This is a genomic window from Paenibacillus sp. J31P190, from assembly GCF_059692075.1.
Map to the genome: position 1 here is coordinate 139440 of NZ_JCAUAS010000011.1, position 26483 is coordinate 165922.

Below are 26483 nucleotides of genomic sequence, written 5' to 3' on the forward strand. Positions count from 1 at the left end.
CCTTGTACAGGAGGCGGACCAACCATGTCCCGAGTATGGATTGTTAAACGTAAGCATCTCTATCTGGCAGCCGCTGCTCTGCTGCTGCTCCTCTCCGGCTTGCTGTATATGAACCGTGGGAGCATCGTTCCAACGGCGGCCGACCCGACTGCGGAAAGAACGATTCACATGGTTGTCGGAGAGTTTAAATCAACCACGGCAGACGGTAAAACAATCGAAGCCTATCGATGGGATCCAGGCACTGTCGTTGTCCAAAAGGGCGAGAGAATCAAACTTAGTATCTATGGCGTGAACGGTCAGAGCCACCCTTTTCTCATCGAAGGGCTAAATATTAGCGGTGAAGTCAAGAAAGGGAAAGAAACCGTTGTACATTTTACAGCCAATCAGGAAGGGACTTACCGCCTTATCTGCTTAACGCACACGGATATTGCCCATAGCGGTCCGATGATCGGCTATATCGTGGTGGATTAGCCGCTTTTCTGACGAAAACCTTATCTGCTCTCAGGTCTCCTAACTCCCTCGTGGGATTTTGATATCTGGAGTAGCAATAAGGTTTTTTTTCGTTTACACTGTTGCAAAGTTCAATGATTTTAATGAAGAAGGTGTTTTAGTTTTGAAAACTCATATTCTAGTTGTCGATGACGATGCTCACATTCGGGAATTGCTCCGTTTCTTATTTTCAAAGGAAGGCTATGCGGTGTTTGAAGCAAGTGACGGAGAACAAGCGTCTAGGTTGATGGAAACCGAGCAAATTCATTTGGCGGTTGTCGATGTCATGATGCCGCTGCGCGATGGCCTGGAGCTATGTTCGGAAATCCGCGAGCATTATGATATTCCTGTCCTTCTTTTAACAGCCAAAGGAGAAATCGAAGATAAAGAGAAAGGTTTTCTGTCAGGGACTGATGACTATATGGTTAAACCCTTTGAGCCCAAGGAATTGTTGTTCCGAGCGAGAGCTTTACTGCGCCGTTACCAGCTTGTCTCCTCCGAGGTGATTACCTTGAACCAAACGATCATCAACCGCAAAAGCTATGAAGTGATCGCCAGAGGCCAAATACTTCTGCTTCCCCTTAAAGAATTTCAGCTATTGGCCCAATTAGCCAGTCATCCAGGACGCATATTCACGCGGGAACAGCTGATTCAAATGCTCTGGGGAACAGACTATGAAGGCGACAGCCGTACTATTGATGTCCATATCAAGCGTTTACGCGAACGCTTTGTTGAGATGACCGATGATTTCGTCATTACAACTGTACGAGGACTTGGGTATAAGCTTGAGGTGACCGAACGGTGAAGACACTATATACACGCATCGTTGTTACCTTTATTGTCATTGCGATGGTCAGCAGTATGCTCGCCCTGCTCCTCTCGAATGGCTATTATTCGGTCAAATTAAGAGGCGAAAATGAAGATCAGCTTTGGAAGATCACAACGGAGATCCGTACCTTGTATGAACAAGTGCCTGATCTGGAGCCGGCAATTTATTTTACTCATATCGCCAATATGGGATTTCAACTTTATGCCGTTAACGATCGGTTGGAAGGAACCTTCTACGGGACTCCGTTCAAACATACCCAGATGGATCCGGAACAGATTAGGCTTGTCTTAGCCGGAGAACCGTATCGAGGCGTTTTGCAAGAGCGTCATTTTCTCATGGTGACCGGATTCTTTGAAAATAGCCTGCAAAATAGCATAGGCGTCCCTATTCAATTAAAGGGAAAACCTTATGCGCTATTCGTGCGGCCTAATCTGACGCAGCAAATTGGCGGCGTTCGAATCCTCATGGCCTTTCTGTTAGGGCTTACGTTTCTTTTTAGCATCCTCTTTATTATTATTTTCTCGCAATATATTGTTAAGCCTGTCAAAAAGTTAACCGATGCAACGAAACGGATCGTCAAAGGAAATTTTGAAAGTGCCATGGACGTTTCCCGGCAAGATGAGATTGGAGAGTTGGCCAGAGACTTCACCTACATGGCCCAATCCCTCAAACAGCTGGATAACATGCGTCAGGAGTTCGTGGGCAACGTCTCCCATGAAATTCAGTCTCCTTTAACATCCATACAAGGCTTCGCTCAGTCGATTCTGGACAAGGAAACCTCTGAGGAAGAGAAAGAACGGTATCTTCATATCATTTTAGAAGAAAGCAAGCGGTTGTCCTCACTCAGTAAGCAGCTGCTAACGCTAGCCTCTTTAGACAAAGAAAGCCATGTCATTAAGCGAAGCGTCTATCGACTTGATGAGCAAATTCGCCAGATTCTGATTGTCACCGAGTGGGAATGGACTGAGAAAGAGCTAGAGATCGAACTTGAACTGCCGGAAATAGAAATCTCTGCGGACGCCCAACTGCTCCATCAAGTTTGGCTGAATTTCATCACGAACAGCATCAAGTTTTCGCTGCCTGGGGATACGTTGCGGATTGTGATTCAAAAGCTGCAGACGGAGATCCTCATTCTGATCAGCGATACAGGGATTGGGATACCGGAAGCTGAGCTGCCGCATATCTTTGATCGCTTCTATAAAGCAGATAAGGCAAGAAACCGTGCCCGTTCCGGCAGCGGCTTGGGATTATCGATTGCACAGAAAATTATCCGGCTCCACCAGGGAAGCATTGATGTGCAGAGCGAAGTCGATAAAGGCACTACGTTCACAGTGCGCCTGCCACGATTGTAATCGAACATTCATCGTCCGTTCATATTCCTTTCCTACAATTCTAACGAGAATAAGGAGAGGAGATACGAACACAATGAATCGTTTTTTACCACAGTTAGCTCGTTTTGTTAGCAGCTCCAAAGGAGTCAAAATCGTTTTGATCAGTTGGCTAGCTGCTATTATCTTATTAAGCGCAATTGCGCCATCCTCAAAGGAAGTTGCAAAAAGCGGAGAAGGCAGCATCCATGAAAATACGCTATCCGCGACAGCTCAGCAAATTTTGAAAGAAGACTATCCATCTCAAGATGGCTTAACAGCCCTTCTTGTCTTCCATGGACAGAACGCAATAACAGATGTAGAACGCAGAAATATCGAAAAAATAAGTGAATGGCTTAGCTCCGATCAGAAGCCGCCCTTGGTTACGCGCGCCGTACCTTTCCATCAACTACCCAAACCACAACAGGATTCCTTATTTTCCGAGGATCAAACAACACTCCTGCTGACCGTCTCATTGCAAAAGGATTTGGAATCCGGGCAAGTCTATGAAACTCTTGAGCAAATTCGACATACTGCAGATCAGATTGGCCTGGGGGCTGTCGGGCTTGAAATCACAGGGCCTGCCGGCATCTCTTCCGATACAATCATGCTTTTCAAGAAAGCTGACTTCGTCTTAATGCTAGCAACGGTTGTTTTGATTTTAGTCATTTTGATCATCATTTATCGTTCGCCTCTGCTCGCCCTGCTGCCTTTAGTTATTGCCGGCATGGTGTATCAAGTTGTGGACCGAATCCTCGGATTGGCGGGTAAAATGGGCTGGTTCTTCGTCGAGAAGCAATCCCTTTCCATCATGATGATTCTGCTTTTCGCGGTGCTAACCGATTATTGCTTATTTATCGTTGCTCGTTACCGGTCCGAATTAAGGAAAACAGACTCCAAATACGACGCGATGTCTACTGCTTTCTCGAAAGTAGCTGAACCTATCCTATTCAGCGGCGGGACGGTCTTTATCGCCATGCTCACTTTGTTCGCTGCCATTTTCAAACCTTACCATCACTTTGCGCCTGTGTTTTCAGTTGCCATGATCATCATCCTGCTAGGTGGATTGACCCTAATCCCTGCCGTATTTGCACTTGTTGGACGCAAAGCCTTCTGGCCCCTGATTCCAAAGAGGGAGATGACACTTTCTGAAGTGAAACAGAAGGGATTCTGGGCAAAAATTAGTGCTTTTATAACAAAAAAACCTGCTTTCACAGCCGTCCTTTTATTAATAGTATTAATTATTCCCTCATTTACTACGTTAAGCATGAACTATTCATTTAACTTAATGAAGTCCTTTCCTAACGATATTTCGTCGCGACAAGGCTTCGAGCTTCTACAGCAGCGCTTCCCGCAAGGTCAATTAGCCCCGGTTACGGTCCTCTTGAAGTCGGAGAAAGAGATCGTTTTGGATACCGCTTTTATCGATAAGGCTAGTTTATTGGTTAATGCCATGAAAGAAAGAAACGGGATCAGCGGCATCACACCTGAAATCAATCAGGATTTGCTGACTCCGGGTAGCCCAACTGCCCTAACGATTCTCTCTAAGCAAAAACATACCATCAAACTCCAGATGACGTTGAAGCAAAACCCATACGATCAGGAAGCACTGGATTTGATTAACCAAATGCGTGCGGATAGTGAACAATTACTCCGAGACAGCGGATTCGATCCTGCTCAGTTTTCCCTTCATTATGCAGGCCAAACGGCTGATCAACTGGATGTCCGATTTATGAATAAACGTGATACACTCGTCCTATTTTCGCTAATTACCGCATTTATTACTCTCATGCTTATTTGGCAGGCCCGATCTATCCGATTGGCTCTCACAATGATCGCAACCATGCTGTTATCCTATGCGGCAACTATGGGGCTAGTATGGAGTGTCTTCCATTACGGATTTGGCTATGATGCTTTTAGCTATCGATTGCCTGTCTACACGTTCGTCTTTCTCATCGCGTTAGGAGTCGATTACAACATTGTATTGGTCTCTCGGATTAAAGAGGAAGCTCAGAACTATGTGTGGAAGGAAGCAGTCGGTCGCGGCGTCGCTTTGACAGGCGGGGTCATCTCTTCTGCTGGTATTGTCCTTGCAGCTACCTTCAGTGTGCTGATGACACAACCGCTTCAAGAATTGATGCTGTTCGGTTTCGCCATAGCTGCCGGGATTTTAATCGATACCTTCCTCGTTCGCGGCATGCTGCTTCCAGCACTGATGACTTACCTGGGACCAAAAGGACCAGACACCAAGCTCCAACAAAATAAGGCAGTAAATCTATAATCCTCTACCCAAATGGGCGGCTTAGGTTCCTGTCCCCAGTGGCTCTGCGCCCTCTCCATGCATACAAATAGCATAGAGGGAGTGTGGATACAGTCATGATCAATAACAAGCCGAGTGAAAAACATAAGCAGCAGTTCCCCAGTGCACGTGGGATTCGGAGGGCTTGCAGCAAGGAATTATACCGAACCGTTAAGCGCTTGAAAGTATGGATTTCCCCCGAGCAGATTAGGGCTGCTGAGGAGCTCTATGTGAAAAAGGTGATGGTGAATCTCCCATTCATCATGGAGAACGGCAGCAACCGCAAAGCGCTTTCCGACTGGTTCGACGAAAACGTAGGGCCAGAAATGGCCCCGCTTTGGAATGTGGAGCTTGAAGCATTAAACCATGCGTTTCGTGACGCATTCGGTGGTTAAAGCAAAGAAGGCCATGGGTATGTTAGACATACGCCACGACCTTCTTTTTCAAATGAACATTTTAGTGATATTCAGGCAGCCATTTGCCGTGTGCTTCAATTAACTCATCACACATCGCAACAATATCGTCCATCGACAGCTCTGCTGATGTATGTGGATCCAGCATAGCCGCGTGATAAATATGCTCGCGTTTACGTGTGATAGCTGCTTCAATCGTCAGCAGCTGCGTATTGATATTCGTACGGTTAAGCGCCGCTAGCTGCGGAGGCAGATCTCCCACGTAAGTAGGTGTAACACCGTTACGATCTACTAAACAAGGAACTTCAACGCATGCTTCGCGTGGTAAGTTCGTAATTAAACCAGTATTCATCACGTTACCGCCGATTTTGAACGGAATATCGGTCTCAATTGCTTCGAAAATGTATGAAGCATACTCATGGGAACGATTATGTGTCAAATTCGCATCATTTACCAGATCTTCGCGCATTTGTTTCCATCTGCTAATTTGCTCGATGCAGCGGCGTGGATACTCGTCAAGCGGAATATTGAAGCGGTCTACAAGCTCTGGATAATTGCGTTTGATGAAATACGGATGGTACTCTGCGTTATGCTCGGACGACTCCGTAATATAATGGCCGAATTTCAGCATCATTTCAAAGCGAACCATGTCTTTATGCTTTTCCTTCTGCTTCTCCGCAGCCCGCTTCTTAATCTCTGGATAAAGGTCAACGCCATCCTTAGTTACTTCAAGCAGCCATGCCATGTGGTTAATACCGGCAATTTTGGCTTTAACGCCTTCCTTTTCCAAGCCTAAACTTTTGAAAAGCTCCGGAATACACGCTTGTACACTGTGACATAAGCCAACTGTGCGAACACCGCCATATGTGTTCATGACATTGGTTAATACCGCCATCGGATTCGTATAGTTGAGGAACAAGGCATCTGGACATACCTCGCGAATATCCGCTGCGAAATCCAGCATCACAGGGATCGTACGCAGATTTCGGAAAATACCGCCGATACCGACCGTGTCGGCAATCGTTTGACGCAAGCCGTACTTTTTAGGGATTTCAAAATCGGTTATTGTACATGGATCATAGCCACCTACTTGGATAGCATTCACCACATATTTAGCTCCGCTTAGTGCTTCTTTACGGTCTGTATATGCTTTTATAACCGATGTACTTCCGCTAGTTTTTTTGATGTTATTCAGCATGTTGGTTGAATCCTGCAGACGTTCGTGATCAATATCAAAGAGAGCGATTTCAAAGCCTTGCAGCGCAGGTGTGTGCAAACAATCACCAAGTACATTTTTCGCAAAAACCGTACTTCCAGCACCTAAAAAAGTAATCTTGGACATGTGTGAATCTCCTCCAATGTATGGTCTTATTTCTTATCCTCACTATAGCGCAGGACAACTCCCAAATACATGGATTGAATGAACTCCTATATGGACATTTGTAGTTTATTGATGTACCCTAGAAACAAAAACTAAAAAGAGGCTTCTATGAATCAGGATCATTCCTATTTCGCCATTCATATCAATCCACTCCATAGCACCAATGAATTATCCGTACTTTTCAGTGGAGAAGGCAAGCCTATTCCTCTTCATAAAATGGGACCTGCCGTGCATGATTATTACCTTATCCATACCGTGCAAGCGGGAGAAGGCACGTTCGAGATGCATAACCGCACTTACCAATGCTCCGCCGGAGACACCTTCGTTATTTATCCCGGAGAGTTATTCAGCTATATAGCGGACAGCCATCATCCCTGGCACTATACGTGGGTCGCCTTTACAGGTCGCTCAGCAGAAACCTTGCTTTCGCAAATCGGCGTTTCACCCCATCAGGCCGTCATTTCGGGGAGTAACCCCCGCTCCATACGTCATTATTACCGCCATATTCGCTCCAGCTTTCAGCAGTCTGAGACTCCTGTGCTTGAGGATATGGAATCCGCTGCATGGCTTCGCCTCTTAATCCGGGAACTCGGGCGCATGAATAGCCACCTGATTGACGTTAAACCAACGAGTGAAACCGATATCGAGCGTCAGGTTGGACAAGCCATTCGATACTTAGAATTACAATACACACAGACAGTCTCTATCGAGGAACTCGCACACAACCTAGGTTATCACCGTACGTATTTATGTAAAATGTTCAAACAATCTACGGGCTTAGCCCCTATGCAGTATCTGTTAAAAGTTCGCATGGAACGGGCAAAACAACTGTTAGAGACGTCCATGACCATTGACCAAGTGGCCGCTTCTGTCGGATTTAACGATGCCCTCTATTTTTCCAAACAATTTCGTAAATGGTATGGAGCAGCACCTTCGGTTTATCGTAAGGAACATAAAGTCTAATAGGTCTTCTCTATGAATTATCATCTATATGGAAAAGAAAGCCTCCGATCCCTCAATTTTCGTTTGGGATCGGAGGCTTCTTTATTAGAGGGCGTTAATAACTAATGCGCTCAATGTAATAGGACCAATAACAACAGCTGTTAAACCTGCAGTCAAAGACTCAATAGATAACGTGTAGCCATGAGATCCTGCTGGTGGGTTCACATCGATTGCTTGAATTGTCGGAACATAGTATTTCTCAAAGCCAGATTCAACACCAATTCGTGCATAGTAAATAACTTGACCATCGCGGAAAATTCGTAATAATACACTTCCTGTACCTAAATCTCCTCTTAATCCAACTGTTGCTTTCAATTCTACAACTTGAGGATGTGTGGCTGGGACATTCACTCTGACTTCCGCAAGTCCTACTCCTGCCGGAGTTAATGGGACAGGAATTTGCACCCCATCTGTAACTGGCGTAACTGTAAGACCAAAGTAATCTTCAATATGGGTTGTCATGCTTTTTTCATCTCCTTTTCTTGTAAGATAATATATTGTATGAAGTTGGTAGTTTAATAGATTGGACAAAATAATCATCTTTGAAATTATCCGCATAAAAAAACTGCTGACAAGGACGAATCCTTATCAGCAGTTTTTTCGTATGATTAAATTTCAATATCAACAATCAAACTATCTTCTCTACCTACTTCTCTAATATATGCAGCAACTGCTTGGTGCTCCGGATTTGGACCGTATGCCTCAAGCGCTGCTCTATCCTCAAAACGTACAGATAAAACAACCTGGTAGCCTTTGTTCTTCTCTGAGAAGTTAATGCCTGCTTGAATATCTACGATGCCTGTTAGATGTTCTTTTAACGCTTTAAATCTATCAACGACTTCTTGGAGCTGCTCCTGCGTCGTTGTTTCACCGAATTTAACTAGTACAATATGATCGATCATGATATAAAACCTACTTTCCCTAAAAATGTCTTTGTACGTTTATGATGACGTTCGAATAAGCTCGGAAATCGAGATTAACGTCTTTAATCATATCAGGAAGGCGTGTACACGTCGATATGGAGCTTCTATTTCGAAGCAAGCTCAGCAATCTGAGCTGACAGTAGCACATGTGGACCTATCTGGCCTGACTTTGCGGATTTAATTAATCCCGTGGCGATCGTTTTCGCATGGATGGGCCGATAAGTCCGAAGTCCACCGATCATAAGCGGGGAAATGGCTCGCGCTACCACACTCCCCCATTTCTCACCCCTTCGAGTCTCATCTCGATCACCTAGAAGGAGTGAAGGACGAAGCATGTAAAGCGCACGCAGCTTAAGCTCTCTGAGGCCCTCCTCCACTTCTCCCTTTACCCGATTGTAGAAAATCGAGGATGTTCGGTTCGCTCCCATCGCAGTCACAATGGCAAATGCATCTGCCTTACCCGCACTAGCGATTTGACCCAATTTCAAAGGGTACGCCAAGTCTACTTTCCGAAACTGCTCTTGCGATCCTGCCTTTTTAATCGTCGTACCCAGCGTGCAAAACACATGCGCATGTTCCATGTCAGACTGTTCAATAACAGCCTCTAAATTGTTAAAATCGGTTACAATTTGAAGCAATTTCTCACTTCCGCTGAGATGGCTAATTTGCATATTTTTACGAACCAGTGCAATCACTTTCGTGTATGCTTGATCTTCTAAAAGCAGCTTGATCAGCTCACGGCCAACTAATCCGGTACCACCTGCTACAATGGCCGTCATTCCCATATTAGTCCTCCTAATTAAACTTCCCAATCGTTTCTCAGCTTCTCATAGAGCTGGGCTAAATATGCGGCAGGATCCAGTGTAAATCCTAGATCATGGCCTAACTTCTTAGCAAAATGTTGAGCAATCGGTATGGCTAACTCCTGTAGTCTTACATTGTGCATCGTCGGTATTTGCTCAACCCAAGCTTGCAAAAGCTGCCAATCTACCGCAGTGACCTCTTGTCTTTTGGCTTCCTCTATCTCAACAGTGAGTATGGGGAAATTCTTTTTGGAGATTGCCTTGTCGATATGTTTTCGACGTTTCATTCGCTCAAAACGAGCTTCAATCACAACAATGGTTCCGGCAACCATATCACCGATGCGCTTATCTTTTGAACTAAAGATGATGCTAACAGCACCTAGGAAGTAGAAAGTTGGCATCATATCCAGCAAACGAAACAAGTTGCGAATCAAGACCGATAATAAGGTTGCAGACTGTCCGTTATTTTGGAGCACGCGAAGTCCTAGGATTCTTTTCCCTGGCGTTTGCCCTCCCATGAAGGCTTCCGTGCAAACGAAATAGCCTAAGTTCACTACAATCCAAAGAATGATGGCAATCGCGATCAAATAATCTGCAAGGGCAGGCAGCCAGTCACCCGAATATAACCTGCTCATCAAAATAGCGAATAAGAATAAAAGGCCATTCATCACAAGCAAAATCAAACAATCAAGTAGATGCGCTATCGCTCTGCTGCCAATGCCTGCGGTTTGGAATTGCAATTGCACCTGCTCAGGTGTAACGATGGTTAGTTCTTTATCCAGAGACTCGTTCATAGCATCTCCCTATGATTTCAAAATTATGGTAACGAATGTCATTGATATGCTAAAATGAACAAGCAAAACTCGGAGATAATGCTTACGATGCAAGTTTTGCTAAAGCAAAACTCTTAGGAGGTCCCCTCATGAATATCTCGCGCTTTATTCGAGAACATAAATCGCAATGGACAGAGCTCGAGCAGCTGCTGATTCAGCTTAGTAAACGGAAGAGCAGTTTGCAAGCCAGCCATGTGAATCGATTCACTGAACTTTACAAAGTCGCATCCGCTCATCTTGCTACCTTACAAACTCACATGCCTACGGATGAGACAACCCTATATTTGAATCATCTCGTATCTCAAGCCCATAATGCGATGTATAAAGAAAATAACAAAAGCAGTAAACAGATGAAGGAGTTTTTCCTTCACTATTTTCCATCGCTAATACGCGTGAGAAGTCTTTTTGTGGGCTTTGCCCTTTTCTTATTTTTGCTTGGTGGGCTGTTGGGTTTCCTATCCGTATGGAACGATCCGTTAAATCTGTCCATGATCATGCCTGGGGCAATGGCCGACAGTATTGACCCTTCCAAAACAGCCGATCCACGCGGCGACCTGCATTCCCCACTCGTATCCACAGCCATCATGACGAACAACATTCGGGTCGCTGTTCTCGCCTTCATAAGCGGTGTAACGCTTGGGATCGGAACCATCTATTTAATGATAAGCAACGGACTTATTGTAGGAGCTTTGGCTGCGGTCTTTATGCAATCTGGGAAAAGCTATGTATTCTGGGCCTACATATTGCCGCATGGCATTATTGAGCTTACCGCTATTTTCATCGCAGGCGGCGCCGGCTTATATATGGGCTATCGATTCTTCGTTCCAGGACCCTATCCGCGCAAGCTGCGTTTTCTAGAGTCGGCCAAGGAATCTGCCCAGCTCCTGATCGGCACTATTCCTTTATTCATCATTGCAGGGATTATTGAAGGTTATATTACACCGTCCACGATGTCCCTTGAGGTTAAATATCTCATAGCCGGAGTGACTTTATTGTTACTCGGACTCTATTACGGATATGGCATAAGCAAAACAGCTAAACAAAAACAATTAATGCTATAAACGATCTCGTGATTTCAAATCCAAATACGCATTAACAGCACTAAGCGTCAGCTGGTCGGCAGGGACATCCATCACTGGAATGCTTCGGCCGGCCATTTTATTTACATAGGCATAACGGTCTGTCGTAAATTGGTGGGCAATACTTTGCCGATAAGCCTGGCGGCTGTCTTCGGCACGAATACGCACCCATTGATGAAGAAGCGGATCCTGCAAGGACAAGAGCAGCACATGGTGACTTCTGCGCAACCGCTGCACATAAGGCAGCAGCTCTTGATCATACAGATAACTTTCCATATCGGAAAATAGTACGACAAGCGAGCGTTTTTTCAAAAAACGCAGCACATGAGAGAAGGCGATCTGTGTGTTAGATTCCACGAAATCCGTACGCAGATCATAAACAGCCCTCGTCAACTCCTGAAGATGGGAAAGCCCTTTTCCAGCTGGCACGTACACGTTCACTTGGCTTGCATAAGCAATTAACGCAACTTGATCCCCTTGTTTAAGGACTACGGCAGCAAGTGTTAATGCAGCTTCCAGTGTCCGATCAAGCTTCACTTGTCCCTCAAGCTCGATAGCCATTTGCCGGCCACAGTCCAATACTAGGGTCACGATCTTCCCTTTTTCCGGCTGAAAAAGATTCGTCATCAGCTTCGTCGTGCGAGCAGACGCTTTCCAATTAATATGCCTAATGTCGTCGCCTTGCACATAATCACGGATATAGTGAAATTCGGAGCCGCTGCGCTGTTTTTTGAATAGACGCTGGCCTTCTAGTATTAATGCATCCTGTACAGCGCCTAGTACACCTCGTACCTGAGATAAATCAGGATAGATATCAATCTTATCTACTTGTTTCAATCGCACTTGCTTCTTCCAAAGACCCATGCCTCCGAAGTAACGCAAATATACGTGTTCGAAGACGTATTCCCCTCTTTCGAGAGCCAACGTTGTATAAAAGAAAGAGGCTGAGGTTCCTCGGAACACACCGCTCATATGATTGCGGACCATACTGAATGTTTGGGGCAAATGATCCATTAATTCAACATGAACAGACGGCTGTTCCTCGGATTCAAGCTCAAGACTCACCTCAAAGCTCTTTCTGACATCCATCTGCTCCGGAAGTTGACGCCGGATTCCCCAACTGCTGCGTTTAGGAAGCAGCAAAAGATCTACGCCACTAAGCACGCAAAGCAGGGCATTCCAGCTCCAGAATACAGGTAGGGCGGCATCAAATACGGAAGCTATTAAGGTGACTACAGCACCTGCGAGTACGAGTAAAATGAATCGGTTCGTTGGCAGAATAAAATCCTGAAGCAGGAATTTATCGAGGAACCGGAATAGAGCCGAGCGTCTCTTGGATGATGTGGTCACTTGTTCCGCCCTCCAATTCCGCTTGCGGTGTTAACAGCAGTCTATGCCGCAGTGCAGGTCGCGCTACAAGCTTAATATCGTCAGGCGTCACATACGTTCGCCCATCCAGTAAAGCCCAAGCTTTACTTGCCATCAGCAAGGCAATTCCTGCCCGGGGACTTGCTCCCAGCTGTACGCGTTTGGACTCGCGGGTTTTGCGAATAATTGTGGCAATATAGGTGTATAAGGATTCCTCCACGACAACATCAAAAAGCCGGCGCTGCAGCTCGGTGATGCGTTCTGGGGTCAGAATGGCCGCGAGTGACTCCTCTTGAAGCTGCTCAAATGGTACGTGGCGGCGAAGAATTTCTACTTCCGCTTCTTCACCAGGATAATCAAGCACTAGCTTAAACAAAAAGCGATCGAGCTGCGCTTCCGGAAGTGGATAGGTACCTTCGTATTCAACGGGATTTTGGGTGGCTACGACAAAGAACGGATTGGGCAGCTTATATGTGTTCCCCTGAATTGTGACTTGGCGCTCTTCCATCGCTTCTAACAGAGCCGCTTGTGTCTTCGGTCCGGAACGGTTAATTTCATCGGCTAACAGAACATTTGTAAAAATAGGACCTTGAATCGTAGTAAATGAATGATCCTGCATATGATAAATGACGCTGCCCGTAATATCACCGGGCATTAGGTCTGGCGTAAATTGAATACGGCGGTAGTCGCCGCCTAATAATTCCGCAAGGGTGCGCGCCATCTTGGTCTTTCCGAGACCTGGCACACCTTCAAGCAGTACATGACCCCCTGCCAATAGGGCGGTTACGAGCAGCCTTATATTCAGCTTTTGGCCGAACAAGCGCTGCTCCATCGATTGGATTAATTCATTCATTGCGCTCACTCCTTCTCCAAGTAGGCGATCATCTCGCCCATCTCCCGCGTTCGCTGCACGAACGCTTGGGTGCTCACGCCCCGCTGCTTCGCAGCGCGGGGCCCGGCAGAGCCGCTGCTAGCAAGCGGCTCCTCCAGCAGGCGCGCGAGCTGCGCCGCCTGCGCCTCAGACATCCGGCCGCGCGCAGCTTCCGCGGCCTGCAAAGCACTTGCGCCGGGGCTAAGCCCCCAGCGCTGATGCAGCAGCTGCCGCAGGAACAGCTGCTGGTGCGCAAGCGCCTCGTGCTGGTAGCCGAGGCGCTCGTACCAAGCGGCGACGGCGTGCACGCCTTCGTCGCCGCGGCGAACCGTCCACGCCCGCGGCGTGTAGACGGGGCCAAAGCGCTTGCCGCGCAGCCAGAGCCACAGCAGCAGCGCGAGACCAAGCTGCACGCTGGCGAGCACGAGCCACGCGGGATAGACGGCGAGCAGTCCGGGCTTCGTCCCGAAGCCGTGATGGGTCTCATCGACCCACACGGCGTCCCAGGACTTCGCGAACAGCGGCCAGATCAATTCGAAATGGGACTCCTGATCAATCGTCCCATTCTGCATCCAGTTCGGGGTCAGCACCACGGTGATGATGCCCGAACCTTCTTCTATACGGCTGGCGAGCACGCCATGTTCATCTTCGAACAGCACCCGCCCGTTTCCACCGGGCTTAATCCGGTACGGTGTATCCACCCGCCCCGTCAGTTGCCCCTCTGCTGTCGTATAATCCGTCGAGACCCTAATCGTCGAGACAGATGCACTTTCTTTTGAACTCTCTTCTATACTGTCTTTCGTACTGTCTTTCGTACTGTCTTTCGTACTTTCTTTCGTTCTGTCCTTAGTACTGTCTTTCGCACTGTCCTTCGTACTCTCTTTCGCACTCTCTTCTGTACCTTCTTTCGTACTGTCTCTCGTACTGTCCTTCGTACTTTCTTTCGTTCTCGTACTCTTTTCCGTACTTCCCGTCCCAATTTCCCCCGCCAACACAGTCGCCCAAGGCTCCCACCCTTCGGGATTGCGATCAAACAGAACCACATCATTACCCTTCCGAACCCAGTCCAGAAGCTCCTCGCGATCGGCCTCTGTTACACCAAACGGCTGTGTGGCAACCAAAAGCATCTTTTCACCATTCGGCAGGTTTTTCCAGCTCAATCTCCATTCCTTTACTGCCTTCTGCTTCGTACTCAGCAGCTCTTTCCAAGCTTTCGTGCCGTCAATATCTGCTGAGAAGGACAGATAAGGAGGTTGATCTGGAAGCTTTGGCTTCACTAACCAGTAGCCTAATGCGAGAAATAGCAGGATACTGAGTGCTAGTCCCACATGCAGCTTATTCAGCCCTCTCATGTGCAGCCCCCTCCTCCCTGCCGATAACACGGGCAACCTGTGCATACATGGAAGTGAACTGCTCTTCTGTTACAACTTCCTTGCCGTACCAAATACGCTCAAACAAAAGCGAGCTATCATGGAACAAAGGGACTAGGGAAGAAGCTGAACTTCCCAGCTCCTGCGCATACTCCCAGTTCGTCTTCCATTTCTCCACACGAATCATACGTTTAGCTTCCATAAAGAACAGAAGCGACAGAAAGACAGCGCGTACACCCTCTCGTAAGTACCCTGCTCCCCTCATCTCCGCTGCTTGCTGCCAATAGAAGCGATAAGAACGGCTTATTTCCCCTTCAGGCAAGTAAGCGTCAGAGCGGATTCTCTTTTGCCAAATCATTTGCTTCACGAACCAATAAATCGCAAATGCAGCAATTCCAAGAAGTGTAACGACAACACCAATCGTCAGCCAGTCCGTTACCGAATCAGAAACTTGAAAATCTGGCAGCCAGCTCCGGATTTTACGAAAAAGCGGCTTCAACCATGCCCAAAACGAACTATTCTCTTTGATCTCATAAGCCGAGTATTCGCTTTGATTTAAGATTTGCTTTAAATGCTCTTTATCCTCTTGCAAAGAAGTCTCTAAAGCTGCATCAATCATTCTTTTTATCCAAGTCTATCGGACGAAGATCTTCAAAAGTATCAAACGGCTCCAGTTCTTCCGCTGATTCAGTTGGAGAAGTTTGTATGGTACTTTCTATCAACGATTCAAGTCCCAGCCCCTCATTACGAACCTTGAGATCGAAGAAGCTAACCGCATAAGGCAGAAACCATAAGGACATGACCAAGATTGAAATTAAACTTTGTAATAACTGGGCGCCAAGTCCTAAACCAAAAATTGCAGCAATAATCAATTGAATGACGAGCAGGAAAAGATACAAAATGAGCGTAAGTACGAAGTACATCAGAAATAAACGCCAGAAGCTTTTGCGGGTCAATTTCCAACTGCGGCCTAGACCAACAGACTCTTCATCAAGCGAGACGAAAGGTAAATAATAACACCAGCGAATGAACAAATAGGAAAAGGTGAAGATGGCTCCAAGACCAAGGATGACGAAGAAGATAATCGTTAGTGCCACTGCCCCCCCGCCAAAACCTCCTACCGAACTGGATAAGTTTCCTCCTATCGCAAAGACGATAGCAAAAATGGCAATAATAACAATGAGACCTATGTATAATCCGAACATGATAAGGCCATACAAAAACGTACTTCCTGCTAATGGCCAAAATCGACGGAACGATTTGAACAATAGCCCCCCAACTCCCGGTGTTTCTTCGCCGAAGAGGCTCGCTTTAACCAAATGTAAGACAGAAGCTACCGAAGCTGGCATAAGACCAAGAATCATGATTGGTACTAAAACCAATACAAAGAGGAGTGTCTTCCCTAAGTCTTTTGGCGTCGGATTATTTTGCAGGAAAGAACCTGATCCCAGCAAATCTTGCATGGATGCTCCACTGCGAATCTGATCTAGAATGGATGAAGACGTACTTGCCGTCTCTTGATACGTAAGCAAATGCTGCAGCAAGTAAAATGGACCATACAAGATCAGCATGATAATTGTCAATGTCACAAAATGCTTACGATACAACTGGAAACTGCGATCTAAGATTCTTCCAATTCCCATTGGTCTTAATGATGCGTTTTGCATGGTAAACCCCCTAAATGTTGGTAATTCAAATACTCTCTGACTATTATACACCAAACCCTCCAATTCCTGACCATCAAATTCTACACAAAAAAACTAGATCAATACCCATCATCGATCTAGTTCTACTCTGTTTCTTCCACCCGATTTCGCGCGATAGAGGGCATGATCTGCTCTGGAAACCATATCTTCAAGCACCATCGTACCGAACTCCAGTGTAGGAGAATATTCTGCTATGCCTATGCTAGCTGTAAGATGTACGGTTACCTGCTCATCCAAATAGGGTTCTTCCATGATTTGTATTCTCAGATCCTCTGCCAAGCTTACACTTTCTTGTGCATTTTTACGCAGAGCAAGCAGGATAAACTCTTCGCCTCCATAGCGTGCAACAATCGTATCTGTTCCCGAATGCCGCTGTAGTATAGAAGCAACGTGATGTAGGACGCGATCACCCACCAAATGCCCATAGCTATCATTGATTTTCTTAAAATGGTCAATATCAAGCATCATGACGGAACACATTTTCCCAGCACCAATACAGGCTTGAAGCTGTTTATTGCCTTCTTGCATCATATAACGGCGATTATGAATCTCTGTCAATTGATCTACCAATGCGGAATGCTCCAATAAAGAAATATTCGCTTTGAGCTTGTTAGACATGAGGTTGAATGTATTGACCAACTGTCGTAATTCAATCGGAGCCATTCGAATTTTATCCGCATCAATCTGGTAATCATAGTTCCCGTTCTGAATGATTTTGGTACCGCGAAGCAAGTATCGAATCGGCCTCTCCATTCTAGATGCAATCGTAACGGCAGCACCGATACTGAGAATAAGTGCAATAAATGCAATGATAATAATCGCAATGCTTAATTGATTTAATTTCTGAAACACTTCTCTCTGTGTGATCTCACCTACGACAATCCAGCTTTTTCCCGTAGACCATTTGTACTGACCATATACCCTTTCACCGCGAAATCCGATGTAAGAATCATTTGAAATGCTCCCTGTCTTGGCTCTTTGCACAATTTCAGTTTTCATCGGGACATCGACGAATTCTCCGCTTTTTCTTATATCACTTGAGGCAGTGACAATATACCCATCCGAATCCAACACATAGACTTCCCCTGTTTCACCAAAACTTAGCTGCTTCATTAAACCATTCAGCATTTCCAGTGTGACTATTCCCAGCACAGCACCTTTGAAATCATTATGGTCGCCAAGCACGGGGGCTGAGAACGTTATGATGGGTTTTCCAGCATCTTTGGATATAATAACGCCAGAGATAAAGCTTTTCTTCTCAAGCGCTTGTTTAAAATACTCCCTATCTCCAACATAATACGAAATAGCTGGATCTGCCTCCGAACGAATATACCCGTCTTTCTCCACGTAAGTTATCGACAAGAACTCAGAATTCACACGTGAATAATCTTGAAATTCTCTTTTCAACTCGCCTATTTCATGAAATTTTGCATGGTCGGATACGGCGAAGCGTTTAATTGTATCCAGTTTTTCCTTATTCCATCTTTCGATATATAGACTTTGCAAGGTGATGACTTGCTTTAACTGATTCTCAGCTTCATCTAAGCGATCTTTCTTCTCTATAAAATAAAAAGGGACAATAATTGAAAACGTTAGTGTCACTATGACAACAACGATCCATAATTGAAACCTCATTTTTATCGTTTGATTAGTAAAATAAGAAAACATGGGTCTCATTAAGATGTTTGCTCCTCTTCATCCCTTATTTCATCATTATACCCTTATATTAGGACAAGAACAGACAATTTTCTCCTTTTTTTTAACATAAAAAAGCTCTTATCCGAATTGATTTGAGCTTCAGTTCCGAGCTTCCGTGCATTGAAAAGCATGCTTTTTTCGCTTATGCTAATTTGTAAGCAGAAATGAGGTCATTTTCCCTATGAAAATTATTGTACTTACCGAAAAACCAAGCGTAGCCAAAGAAATTGCCCGCGTCCTTGGCTGCAACCAAAAGCAAAAACACCATTACGAAGGTGCCAAATATGTCGTTACTTGGGCACTTGGCCATCTCGTTACCCTTGCCGAGCCCGATGATTACGATCCTAAGTACAAAACCTGGAACCTGGAAGATCTCCCCATCATCCCTGATCGCATGAAGCTTAAGGTGATGAAGGAAACATCGCAGCAGTACCGTGCGATCGAGCAGCTCAGCCGCCGGGGTGACCTTGCAGAGCTGGTCATTGCCACGGATGCGGGGCGCGAAGGCGAGCTCGTCGCGCGCTGGATTATGGAGCTGATCCGCTGGAAGAAGCCGTTCAAACGGCTTTGGATCTCGTCGCAGACGGATCAGGCAATTCGCGAAGGCTTCGCGCAGCTGAAGCCGGGCACGGACTACAACCGGCTGTATCAAGCAGCCGTCTGCCGTTCCGAGGCCGATTGGCTGATCGGCCTGAATGTGACCCGCGCGCTGACCAGCAAGTTCGGCGCGTCCTTGTCGGCTGGGCGTGTGCAGACGCCTACGCTGGCTATGATGATCAACCGCGAGGCGGAAATCAGGGATTTCCGGTCCGTCGACTATTGGTTAATCGAAGCCGATCTGGGCTCTTTCCGCGCGGTGTGGCGAGACCCCAAAACAGGCGATACGCGCATTTTTGACCGCGAGCGCGCAGATGCCTTAAAAGCGAAGCTGCAGGGCCAGAGCGGCAAAATCCTGCACGTGCAAAAAACCGAGAAGCAGATTCCGCATCCGCTTGCTTATGACCTAACTGAATTGCAGCGCGATGCCAACCGCAAATTTGGCTTTTCAGCCAAGCAGACTTCGAATGTGCTGCAAAGATTATATGAGCAGTACAAGTTGGTCACCTATCCGCGTACCGATTCACGCTACTTGACCTCGGACATGGTGCCGACCCTGCTTGGCAGACTCAAGGGCGCAGCTATTGGCCCCTATGCTGCGCTTGCGGCTCCTTTTATACGCAAACCATTAACAATTACGAAACGCATTGTCGACGATACCAAGGTAAGCGACCACCATGCGATTATTCCAACCGGTGAAGCCATCTCGCTCGCCACCTTAAGCGCTGATGAACGCCGGCTCTATGATCTCATTTTGCGGAGATTCCTAGCCTTGTTCTGCGGTCCCTGCCGCTATGATGAAACCAAGCTGACTGTGGAAATAGCCGGAGAGAAGCTGTATGCATCAGGTAAAGTGGTTAAAGAAGCAGGTTGGAAAGACGTGTACGGAGCCACTGATTTCACTGATCCCGATCGGGAAGAAGCCGAGTCTGATGAAGACTCTGCCCAGCTGCTGCCCCAAGCTGCCGAAAGAGACGCCGTAACCGTACGTAACGCCCGTCAATTAAGCCGTCAGACGAAACCGCCGGCTAGATACAACGAGGCCTCCTTGCTTTCTCAAATGGAAAAATGGGGCCTTGGCACACCCGCTACACGCGCTGACATTATTGAAAAGCTTGTGTCTTCCGACACCATTGAGCGCCAAGGCTCATTACTCGTTCCGACTGGCAAAGGCACTCAGCTCATAGAACTCGCTTCGGAGGAGCTGCGTTCTCCTGAGCTTACAGCCCGCTGGGAGCTGGAGCTAGAACGCATTTCCAAAGGCAAAGGCAGTATGGAGCAATTCCTAAGCGGCATTCGCAAAAAAGCAGCCGAGCTGGTAGATGAGGTCAAGAAAAGCTCTGCCGCCTATAAACCGCATAACTTAACGGGCAGCAAATGCCCGGATTGCGGGGAATTTCTTCAAGAGGTAAAGGGAAAACGAGGCCGTTATCTCGTTTGCTCCAGCCGCGAATGCTCCTATAAGCGCGAAGCTGACGGACAACTGACCAACCACCGATGCCCGCAGTGTCACAAGAAAATGGAAATCCACACCGGCAAATCCGGCAAGTATTTCCAATGCCGTCCTTGCAACGTCGTGGAGAAAATAGACAACGAATCAACCGGCGGTGGCCGTCGCGCCTCTGCCAAAGCGAACCGTCAGCTAATCGAGAAGTTTTCCGATCAAACCCAGCTGGGCAACTCGCTTGCTGACAAATTGATGGCTGCGCTGCAGCAGAAGAAAGACGAATAGCGTGCGTGTAACCAATGAGGTATCTACCTTGAAGATGGTTACTCGTAACCATGAGGACTTCCGCCAATAAGGGGAGGTCCTTTTAGTCACCGCTGTTCTTTACGGAACGACAAGCCGCTAAAGTGGATGAAATGAGCGAAAAATTGAAGTAGCGGAACGTGAGAGCGTTATTCCTTGAAATTTGAGCTATTCGAAGCTAATTACAACGAAATAGCGTCTCTACGTTCCTCATTTGCTTGAATTAGATCATATTGCACGTAAATAACGTCTCTACGTTCCCTTTAGTGGAAGCCTATCATTCTACCATTAGTAGATGGATGCTGTATCCATGAAGAGGCTGCCCCTCTAATGTATTTATCATTTCTAGGACAGCCCCATAAACCTCCATATAGGCGAAAATGATGATTAGCTGCACTTGCTGCAGGATAGATTACCCAGCCTCTCCCTCTCCAAACAAAAAAACCAAGCGAGACTGGCGTCATCGCTTGGTTTAACTTTCTTAACTACTCACAGCTACTGTTCCTTTTACCGCTAGTTGAAGCTGCTCCAAACTCGTAATTCCCAAACTAATGAGCGCTTCTCCCGCTTCCATGTGGACATTCGCTAGCATATGCATACTTGTATTGGGGACAAGTGATTTTCGGAATTCATGAAACAAGACTGCGTTGTACGTTTTAAGAACTGTCATGAATTCTACCGTTGGAGGGATAAATGAACGGATTTCGGAAGCTTTCCAGAAAAAATCCCTTACTAACATGATATCTGCACCCGTACGCGTCAATTTTCGAATCATTGCAAAAAATTCATCAATCAATATCTGTTTATCCGGCCTCATGTGACCATCCTCCAGTTTAACGTCTTCTCGATCAAAACCGTCTACTTGAAGGATATCATAAATGGTACTTTTGATCTACCTATATAGTTTAATATACCTATGTTTATTGAAATTTTTTCTCTTTTGGCAGCAACTTATGCCTGTAAGAGAGAAACATATCCAGTACAAAAAACACCACACCCAAATTAATGGCTAAGTCAGCCAAATTCATCACACCATGGCCAGAGCGAAACACGATGAAATCGGTCACTTTGCCAAATAATAATCGTTCGATTCCATTCCCGATAGCCCCGCCTACGAAAAATGCGGCACCACACTCTTTGAAGAATCCTTGAATGCTTCCTTTTTTCCGGTAATACAAAATAACTGCAATAATCACAACAGCAAGAATTCCTAAATAACGAGCTGAGCCCTGCAGCGAACTGCCTGCTGCTCCACTATTTTGATAATGCGTAAACGAAATGATGTCTTTATAAAACGGCATCGATTCGCCTACTTTTAGGATAGACCGAATCCATACCTTCGTAATTTGATCCATGGCTGTCACGACCAATATGATGAGATAAAATAACATCAGACGCCTCCTCCAGAAAATATCACTTCATAGATCTATTTTACATGATGACACCGCTCGACTGCGAATGTTGCAACAGCACTTACAAAAAGCAAACACAAATAACTACCTCAGACTCAGTCTGTGATAGCTATTTGCTCCCTCTTTTACCATCCTATCAGGTTAAGGACAGAAGTGTTTTTAGCAGCTCTCCCGGAGAGTTTACCAAGTAATCAGGCTTTCCACTGAGCAGTAAATGCTGAGAATCATAGCCCCATGTAACAGCAACTATGGGAACGCCTAGTTTCCTGCAAGCCTCGATATCCCTTAATTCATCTCCAACATAGACCATCCGCGAGGGGGGAGTCCCCCATTGTTTCATCACTTTGCGAATGGAATGATGCTTGCCAAATATATGCTTAGCCGAAATGATTTCCTTGAATGCGCCATCCAGCTTATTATTTTTAAGAATCTGACGAATATTCACCTCGGAATTGGAAGAGAGTATGGAGCTTTTCATCCCTTGTGAGGAAATTCTAGCAATAACCTCTTTCATCCCAGGTACAATGTGCAGCGTACGAATATTGTTCTGATAGAGCTGTCTTCCAGCCGTTACTAGCTTGGGAATTTGGAGTACCGGAACACCTAAGCGATCCACCCGCTCAGTGATCGAAAGTGATCTCAGAAGCGCGAGATCTTGATCGCGAATCCTGCGAAATTGATACTGCACGGCCATTTCATTATAAAGCTTAACAAGCAATGCTCTAGAATCGACCAGTGTCCCATCAAAATCAAAGAGGATGTGTTTTACCATTCTGTTGAATATAGAAATAAGGCCGGACCCTCGGGCGGCACTTGGCGGATTTGATTATGAATAAACTCCTCAAGCGGGTCTAGAGCGATATGAGGATTGCTAACGACACGTACATCTTCCCATACACAGGATACACCCGTTCCATGGTCATCAGCATCACCGGCAAACATTTTACATCCCGTGCAAAATTGCTCTTTCTGTTGATCGTCAAGCTTCACAATTTTATTACGAAGACAGCAGTAAATTTCATTCTCTGTATTACATACATTAACATGGGTGATTAGAGCCATTGACTGTCAACTCCTTGCGGCACTTTTTGTGTGTAATAGTAAGTTTATAGCGCTACTATTAAGTGTATGACAGTTTTTTGTAAACGGAATAAAATTTTTTATCTAACAAACTGCCTATATTTGTTACAATAAGAAAAAACTACGATTCTCTTGGAGGAGCTCTCATGCAAAACTGGATGCATTATGCCATTCCTTTCCTATTCATTGGCTTTTTTATTTACCGAAGAGTGAAGCGCACGATTGGTTTTCAAAAGTTATCCCCGGGCAGACTTAAATTCCGCCTCACTCTTTTTAGTATCCTCGGGGCCATCATTTTCCTGCTAGGCTTTGTTCATCCCATCCATTTCATTGGCTATGTAATCGGCCTAGCGGCAGGTATCGCACTCGGACTCACCGCTATTCGCCATACCCTTTTCGAACATCGTCCAGACGGATGGTACTATCGCACTCATTTATGGGTCGAAATTACGGTTCTGGTGCTATTTCTTGGCCGGATCGTCTATCGCTTGGCCTTTATCAGTCTTTCAACCAACTCGACAAACATGAATCCGGTAGATCCAACTCAATTTACCAAAGACCCACTGACCGCAGGTGTCTTCTTCATCATCGTGTCTTACTACATCTTATTTTTCAGCTATCTCCTTCGCGAAGAGGCCAAATTGGGTCCAGCTCCTTTAGTCTCAGATGATTCAAGTGATCTTGCGAGTTCACAAGCTAATGTTAATGTGGTTAAGTAATAACTTCAAAAGAAAACAAAGAGCAGTCCAAAACTAGAAAATCTAGCTTTGGACTGCTTTTGTATGATTAATGGAGAAAATGGAATAATAAGGACTTAACATAAACAAAGGAGTTCGAAATCCCTTGGTTGCGATTTTATACTCGGTTTTATGGTTGCTAGCAGCTATTCGGTTTGCGGACCGAAAGTGGGAGAAGTACTACCCAACACTCCTCTTTGCTGCGTTGAGTAATAGTCTCTATGAGTTGATCTGTTATCAATATCAACTTTGGCAAATGGAGCCGAATGGTCTTCCTATTGCAACGATTCCAATCCTATTGCTTATTCTGATTGGCATGCCTGTATCGACTTGGGTATACCTATCGAACTACCCGCAAAATCGTAAACTCCTTTCCCAGGCTTATTACATCATCTTTTTCACCGGTATTTTTGTTTTGCTTGAATTTGTATCTGTGAAATGCGGATCAATCACGTATCATAACGGTTGGAACCTGCTTTGGTCGTCACTTTTCGATATGATCATGTTTATCATGCTGCGTATTCATTATCGCAAACCGGTATTCGGTTTGCTCATGTCGGTACCCTATACCGGATTATTGATGATTATTTTTCATGTCGGTTTTGATAAAATGAAATGAACCTCGCCCTCCGGTCTTAAGATTCCCTAGAAACAAAATAAGCTCTCACCCAAAAGGTGAAGAGCTTATTCCCATTGTTGTGTTATATATTCAGCGCAGCTTGCTTCGAAGAGCTGACACCTTTGAATTTAATAAAACTAATGATCCGCCAAGTCGCGATGTAGCCAAAGGTCACCAGGTTGCACATAAAGCTAAGTGTGCTTGGATCGATTGATTTTATAGTCGCAATTGCGAGGAAACGCAGTGCAAAGATCACGATCAGCAGTACAAAAACCGTTTTGTTACGCTTAATAAACGTGCTGCCATTGTCTCGAACTTCAAAGTTGGTCGTCAAGATAAGCGGAATCGAAACAATCATACCAATCAACAAAGCAACGATGACTTGCTCTTCACGAATATGCAGCGATGGATCGAACAATTGCATAAGTGAAGTAGAAATGTATAGGATAGGCAACAGTAACGTTACTCCTGATTTTTTTAGCGGCTTACGCATGCCACTTAATTGTCCACGCAAGATAAAAAAGAAAATCAAAGCCGAAATCATCATCGATACTGTTGAATTCATAGTAATGAACACTCCCTTAAAGGATTTTATAGTCTTATTATCACCTTTTAGAGAGTGTTTCAAAAGTGAATCAAGTCACCGGATCGAGGTGACAATTGTCATATTCGTTATTCGACCCTAGGAGCTCATACCATTCTGAATTGTTTATTGTTCATAATTTCTTCTATGACCTGTTCCAAATCTTTTACGCTTTTTTTACTTGTATCAAGTATTTACGCAACGAATCCTTTTTTGTGAAGAAGTATCTAGTTTTAATTGCCATATATCTGGTGCGGTACATATGGCTCTTCTAGGCTCGTAATTTCTTTGGAATCCAGCTTCACCGACAACGCAGCAACTGCATCCTCCAGATGATTAAGCTTTGTTGCGCCAACGATCGGCGCCGTTACCTGCTCCTTTTGCAGTACCCACGCAAGCGCGATTTGTGCGCGAGGAATGCCCCGCTTAGCGGCAACTTCGGCAACTCTCTCCACGATCTTGCGGTCGGCGTCTACCATTGCAGCAACTAGTCTTTGTCCGGCTTCGTCTATCTCTGATCGGGCACTCTTTTCATCCCAATCTCGGGTTAACCGACCTTTAGCAAGCGGACTCCATGGAATGACACCGATTCCCTCTGAGCGGCACAGCGGCAGCATCTCCCTCTCTTCTTCCCTATACAGTAAATTCAATAAATTCTGCATGGAGACAAACCGGGTCCAACCGTTGCGTTCGGCGACATGCTGCGCTTTCAAGAACTGCCAAGCATACATCGAGGATGCTCCTATATACCTTGCCTTGCCTGCCTTTACTACGTCATGGAGTGCCTCCATCGTCTCTTCTATAGGCGTAGTGTTATCGAAGCGGTGGATCTGGTATAAATCGACGTAATCCGTACCCAACCGTCTTAGGCTGTTATCAATTTCGCTGATGATTGCCTTGCGGGAAAGTCCCGCACCATTCGGACCCGGACGCATGCGGAAGTATACTTTTGTCGCAATGACAACCTCATCACGACGGGCGAATTCCTTCAATGCACGTCCGACAATTTCCTCGCTTGTTCCGTCAGAGTATACATTCGCAGTATCGAAGAAGTTAATGCCTAATTCTAGCGCTTTTTTTATGAATGGCCTGCTTTCCTCTTCATTCAGCGACCATGGAGCGATTCCGCGTTCGGGTACCCCATAACTCATACAACCAAGGCATATTCGTGAAACATCTAAACCGGTGCGGCCAAGTTTTACATACTCCATATAATCAATACACTCCTAAGTTTTAATATTTTTTTCACTAGTAAAAGAATGCAAGCCGCAGCG

At 45.7% G+C, this 26483-nt stretch carries 27 protein-coding genes; 10 read left to right on the plus strand and 17 right to left on the minus strand.

Annotated features, from left to right (window positions below):
- The first annotated feature begins 24 nt into the window (after window positions 1–24).
- The 5 genes from AC58U0_RS20245 (at window position 25) to AC58U0_RS20265 (ending at window position 5379) form a co-directional block, all read left to right on the plus strand.
- Window positions 25–471 carry a cupredoxin domain-containing protein gene (locus tag AC58U0_RS20245; protein WP_497380796.1) on the plus strand — a complete coding sequence of 149 codons (447 nt, stop codon included), beginning with the start codon at window positions 25–27 and terminating at the stop codon, window positions 469–471.
- 142 nt (window positions 472–613) lie between these two features.
- On the plus strand, window positions 614–1294 hold the full coding sequence (locus AC58U0_RS20250; RefSeq protein ID WP_497380797.1) for a response regulator transcription factor: 681 nt from the start codon (window positions 614–616) through the stop codon (window positions 1292–1294).
- On the plus strand, window positions 1291–2670 hold the full coding sequence (locus tag AC58U0_RS20255; protein ID WP_497380798.1) for a sensor histidine kinase: 1380 nt from the start codon (window positions 1291–1293) through the stop codon (window positions 2668–2670). The genes AC58U0_RS20250 and AC58U0_RS20255 overlap by 4 nt, the downstream gene beginning before the upstream one ends.
- 73 nt (window positions 2671–2743) lie before the next feature.
- Window positions 2744–4966, plus strand: coding sequence for an MMPL family transporter (locus AC58U0_RS20260; RefSeq protein WP_497380799.1), 2223 nt, complete (start codon window positions 2744–2746; stop codon window positions 4964–4966).
- 95 nt (window positions 4967–5061) lie between these two features.
- On the plus strand, window positions 5062–5379 hold the full coding sequence (locus tag AC58U0_RS20265) for a dehydrogenase (RefSeq protein ID WP_497380800.1): 318 nt from the start codon (window positions 5062–5064) through the stop codon (window positions 5377–5379).
- 61 nt (window positions 5380–5440) lie between these two features.
- On the opposite strand, the gene AC58U0_RS20270 is transcribed toward AC58U0_RS20265, so the two are convergent.
- Entirely contained in the window at window positions 5441–6739 is a 1299-nt protein-coding gene (locus AC58U0_RS20270) for an alpha-glucosidase/alpha-galactosidase (RefSeq protein WP_497380801.1), read from the minus strand.
- A gap of 147 nt (window positions 6740–6886) precedes the next feature.
- Between AC58U0_RS20270 and AC58U0_RS20275 the strand changes: the two genes are divergently transcribed.
- On the plus strand, window positions 6887–7741 hold the full coding sequence (locus AC58U0_RS20275; RefSeq protein WP_497380802.1) for a helix-turn-helix transcriptional regulator: 855 nt from the start codon (window positions 6887–6889) through the stop codon (window positions 7739–7741).
- Window positions 7742–7825: 84 nt separating this feature from the next.
- Here AC58U0_RS20275 and AC58U0_RS20280 read toward each other — a convergent pair whose 3' ends face one another.
- The 4 genes from AC58U0_RS20280 to AC58U0_RS20295 form a co-directional block, all read right to left on the minus strand.
- A complete protein-coding gene (locus AC58U0_RS20280) occupies window positions 7826–8242 on the minus strand; it encodes an exosporium protein C (RefSeq protein WP_497380803.1) in 417 nt (138 codons plus the stop codon).
- A 146-nt stretch (window positions 8243–8388) separates the two neighbouring features.
- On the minus strand, window positions 8389–8682 hold the full coding sequence (locus AC58U0_RS20285) for a Dabb family protein (RefSeq protein ID WP_057307879.1): 294 nt from the start codon (window positions 8680–8682) through the stop codon (window positions 8389–8391).
- A gap of 125 nt (window positions 8683–8807) precedes the next feature.
- Window positions 8808–9488, minus strand: a complete 681-nt coding sequence (locus AC58U0_RS20290) for an NAD(P)H-binding protein (RefSeq protein ID WP_497380804.1) — start codon at window positions 9486–9488, stop codon at window positions 8808–8810.
- Window positions 9489–9502: 14 nt separating this feature from the next.
- Window positions 9503–10300, minus strand: coding sequence for an RDD family protein (locus AC58U0_RS20295; RefSeq protein ID WP_497380805.1), 798 nt, complete (start codon window positions 10298–10300; stop codon window positions 9503–9505).
- Window positions 10301–10428: 128 nt separating this feature from the next.
- Here AC58U0_RS20295 and AC58U0_RS20300 point away from each other — a divergent pair, with 128 nt between their 5' ends.
- Entirely contained in the window at window positions 10429–11400 is a 972-nt protein-coding gene (locus AC58U0_RS20300) for a stage II sporulation protein M (RefSeq protein ID WP_497380806.1), read from the plus strand.
- Here AC58U0_RS20300 and AC58U0_RS20305 read toward each other — a convergent pair.
- The 6 genes from AC58U0_RS20305 to AC58U0_RS20330 all read right to left on the minus strand — a co-directional run bounded on the left by AC58U0_RS20305 (window position 11395) and on the right by AC58U0_RS20330 (window position 18410).
- Window positions 11395–12768, minus strand: a complete 1374-nt coding sequence (locus tag AC58U0_RS20305) for a DUF58 domain-containing protein (protein WP_497380807.1) — start codon at window positions 12766–12768, stop codon at window positions 11395–11397. The genes AC58U0_RS20300 and AC58U0_RS20305 overlap by 6 nt on opposite strands.
- Entirely contained in the window at window positions 12719–13639 is a 921-nt protein-coding gene (locus AC58U0_RS20310; protein ID WP_497380808.1) for an AAA family ATPase, read from the minus strand. Before AC58U0_RS20310 ends, AC58U0_RS20305 begins: the two co-directional genes overlap by 50 nt.
- 5 nt (window positions 13640–13644) lie before the next feature.
- Complete coding sequence (locus AC58U0_RS20315) at window positions 13645–15009, minus strand: DUF4350 domain-containing protein (protein ID WP_497380809.1); 1365 nt, start codon at window positions 15007–15009, stop codon at window positions 13645–13647.
- Window positions 14993–15646, minus strand: a complete 654-nt coding sequence (locus AC58U0_RS20320; RefSeq protein ID WP_497380810.1) for a DUF4129 domain-containing protein — start codon at window positions 15644–15646, stop codon at window positions 14993–14995. The genes AC58U0_RS20315 and AC58U0_RS20320 overlap by 17 nt, the downstream gene beginning before the upstream one ends.
- The gene (locus AC58U0_RS20325) at window positions 15639–16694 is read right to left on the minus strand and encodes a DUF7847 domain-containing protein (protein ID WP_497380811.1); all 1056 of its coding nucleotides are present in this window, start codon (window positions 16692–16694) and stop codon (window positions 15639–15641) included. The genes AC58U0_RS20320 and AC58U0_RS20325 overlap by 8 nt, the downstream gene beginning before the upstream one ends.
- A 108-nt stretch (window positions 16695–16802) precedes the next feature.
- Entirely contained in the window at window positions 16803–18410 is a 1608-nt protein-coding gene (locus AC58U0_RS20330; RefSeq protein ID WP_497380812.1) for a sensor domain-containing diguanylate cyclase, read from the minus strand.
- Between the two features lie 202 nt (window positions 18411–18612).
- Between AC58U0_RS20330 and AC58U0_RS20335 the strand changes: the two genes are divergently transcribed.
- Window positions 18613–20760: a DNA topoisomerase III gene (locus AC58U0_RS20335; protein ID WP_497380813.1), complete on the plus strand. Its 2148-nt coding sequence runs from the start codon at window positions 18613–18615 to the stop codon at window positions 20758–20760.
- Window positions 20761–21259: 499 nt separating this feature from the next.
- Here the strand turns inward: AC58U0_RS20335 and AC58U0_RS20340 are convergent, their stop codons facing one another.
- The 4 genes from AC58U0_RS20340 to AC58U0_RS20355 form a co-directional block, all read right to left on the minus strand.
- Window positions 21260–21595 (minus strand): hypothetical protein, encoded by a 336-nt coding sequence (locus AC58U0_RS20340; protein ID WP_060649317.1) that lies wholly within the window; start codon window positions 21593–21595, stop codon window positions 21260–21262.
- A gap of 103 nt (window positions 21596–21698) precedes the next feature.
- Window positions 21699–22169, minus strand: a complete 471-nt coding sequence (gene lspA / locus AC58U0_RS20345) for a signal peptidase II (protein WP_497380814.1) — start codon at window positions 22167–22169, stop codon at window positions 21699–21701.
- A 157-nt stretch (window positions 22170–22326) separates the two neighbouring features.
- On the minus strand, window positions 22327–22962 hold the full coding sequence (locus AC58U0_RS20350; protein ID WP_497380815.1) for an HAD hydrolase-like protein: 636 nt from the start codon (window positions 22960–22962) through the stop codon (window positions 22327–22329).
- Window positions 22956–23252 carry a hypothetical protein gene (locus tag AC58U0_RS20355; protein WP_497380817.1) on the minus strand — a complete coding sequence of 99 codons (297 nt, stop codon included), beginning with the start codon at window positions 23250–23252 and terminating at the stop codon, window positions 22956–22958. Before AC58U0_RS20355 ends, AC58U0_RS20350 begins: the two co-directional genes overlap by 7 nt.
- Before the next feature lie 164 nt (window positions 23253–23416).
- On the opposite strand from AC58U0_RS20355, the gene AC58U0_RS20360 reads away from it, so the two are divergent.
- Both AC58U0_RS20360 and AC58U0_RS20365 read left to right on the plus strand, forming a co-directional pair.
- Complete coding sequence (locus tag AC58U0_RS20360; RefSeq protein ID WP_497380818.1) at window positions 23417–23989, plus strand: CcdC protein domain-containing protein; 573 nt, start codon at window positions 23417–23419, stop codon at window positions 23987–23989.
- Between the two features lie 124 nt (window positions 23990–24113).
- Window positions 24114–24626, plus strand: a complete 513-nt coding sequence (locus AC58U0_RS20365; RefSeq protein WP_497380819.1) for a CBO0543 family protein — start codon at window positions 24114–24116, stop codon at window positions 24624–24626.
- 82 nt (window positions 24627–24708) lie between these two features.
- Here AC58U0_RS20365 and AC58U0_RS20370 read toward each other — a convergent pair whose 3' ends face one another.
- Both AC58U0_RS20370 and AC58U0_RS20375 read right to left on the minus strand, forming a co-directional pair.
- Entirely contained in the window at window positions 24709–25191 is a 483-nt protein-coding gene (locus AC58U0_RS20370) for a CcdC protein domain-containing protein (RefSeq protein ID WP_497380820.1), read from the minus strand.
- A gap of 251 nt (window positions 25192–25442) precedes the next feature.
- Window positions 25443–26420 (minus strand): aldo/keto reductase, encoded by a 978-nt coding sequence (locus AC58U0_RS20375; protein WP_497380821.1) that lies wholly within the window; start codon window positions 26418–26420, stop codon window positions 25443–25445.
- Window positions 26421–26483 lie beyond the last annotated feature (63 nt).

What these genes read in the sequence shown, in the direction of transcription:
- AC58U0_RS20245 (WP_497380796.1), top strand. Translation starts at nt 25, where the DNA reads ATGTCCCGAGTATGGATTGTTAAACGTAAGCATCTCTATCTGGCAGCC.
- AC58U0_RS20260 (WP_497380799.1), top strand. Translation starts at nt 2,744, where the DNA reads ATGAATCGTTTTTTACCACAGTTAGCTCGTTTTGTTAGCAGCTCCAAA.
- AC58U0_RS20265 (WP_497380800.1), top strand. Translation starts at nt 5,062, where the DNA reads ATGATCAATAACAAGCCGAGTGAAAAACATAAGCAGCAGTTCCCCAGT.
- AC58U0_RS20270 (WP_497380801.1), bottom strand. Translation starts at nt 6,739, where the DNA reads ATGTCCAAGATTACTTTTTTAGGTGCTGGAAGTACGGTTTTTGCGAAA.
- AC58U0_RS20275 (WP_497380802.1), top strand. Translation starts at nt 6,887, where the DNA reads ATGAATCAGGATCATTCCTATTTCGCCATTCATATCAATCCACTCCAT.
- AC58U0_RS20280 (WP_497380803.1), bottom strand. Translation starts at nt 8,242, where the DNA reads ATGACAACCCATATTGAAGATTACTTTGGTCTTACAGTTACGCCAGTT.
- AC58U0_RS20285 (WP_057307879.1), bottom strand. Translation starts at nt 8,682, where the DNA reads ATGATCGATCATATTGTACTAGTTAAATTCGGTGAAACAACGACGCAG.
- AC58U0_RS20290 (WP_497380804.1), bottom strand. Translation starts at nt 9,488, where the DNA reads ATGGGAATGACGGCCATTGTAGCAGGTGGTACCGGATTAGTTGGCCGT.
- AC58U0_RS20295 (WP_497380805.1), bottom strand. Translation starts at nt 10,300, where the DNA reads ATGAACGAGTCTCTGGATAAAGAACTAACCATCGTTACACCTGAGCAG.
- AC58U0_RS20300 (WP_497380806.1), top strand. Translation starts at nt 10,429, where the DNA reads ATGAATATCTCGCGCTTTATTCGAGAACATAAATCGCAATGGACAGAG.
- AC58U0_RS20310 (WP_497380808.1), bottom strand. Translation starts at nt 13,639, where the DNA reads ATGAATGAATTAATCCAATCGATGGAGCAGCGCTTGTTCGGCCAAAAG.
- AC58U0_RS20315 (WP_497380809.1), bottom strand. Translation starts at nt 15,009, where the DNA reads ATGAGAGGGCTGAATAAGCTGCATGTGGGACTAGCACTCAGTATCCTG.
- AC58U0_RS20320 (WP_497380810.1), bottom strand. Translation starts at nt 15,646, where the DNA reads ATGATTGATGCAGCTTTAGAGACTTCTTTGCAAGAGGATAAAGAGCAT.
- AC58U0_RS20325 (WP_497380811.1), bottom strand. Translation starts at nt 16,694, where the DNA reads ATGCAAAACGCATCATTAAGACCAATGGGAATTGGAAGAATCTTAGAT.
- AC58U0_RS20330 (WP_497380812.1), bottom strand. Translation starts at nt 18,410, where the DNA reads ATGAGACCCATGTTTTCTTATTTTACTAATCAAACGATAAAAATGAGG.
- AC58U0_RS20335 (WP_497380813.1), top strand. Translation starts at nt 18,613, where the DNA reads ATGAAAATTATTGTACTTACCGAAAAACCAAGCGTAGCCAAAGAAATT.
- AC58U0_RS20340 (WP_060649317.1), bottom strand. Translation starts at nt 21,595, where the DNA reads ATGAGGCCGGATAAACAGATATTGATTGATGAATTTTTTGCAATGATT.
- lspA (WP_497380814.1), bottom strand. Translation starts at nt 22,169, where the DNA reads ATGTTATTTTATCTCATCATATTGGTCGTGACAGCCATGGATCAAATT.
- AC58U0_RS20350 (WP_497380815.1), bottom strand. Translation starts at nt 22,962, where the DNA reads ATGGTAAAACACATCCTCTTTGATTTTGATGGGACACTGGTCGATTCT.
- AC58U0_RS20355 (WP_497380817.1), bottom strand. Translation starts at nt 23,252, where the DNA reads ATGGCTCTAATCACCCATGTTAATGTATGTAATACAGAGAATGAAATT.
- AC58U0_RS20360 (WP_497380818.1), top strand. Translation starts at nt 23,417, where the DNA reads ATGCAAAACTGGATGCATTATGCCATTCCTTTCCTATTCATTGGCTTT.
- AC58U0_RS20370 (WP_497380820.1), bottom strand. Translation starts at nt 25,191, where the DNA reads ATGAATTCAACAGTATCGATGATGATTTCGGCTTTGATTTTCTTTTTT.
- AC58U0_RS20375 (WP_497380821.1), bottom strand. Translation starts at nt 26,420, where the DNA reads ATGGAGTATGTAAAACTTGGCCGCACCGGTTTAGATGTTTCACGAATA.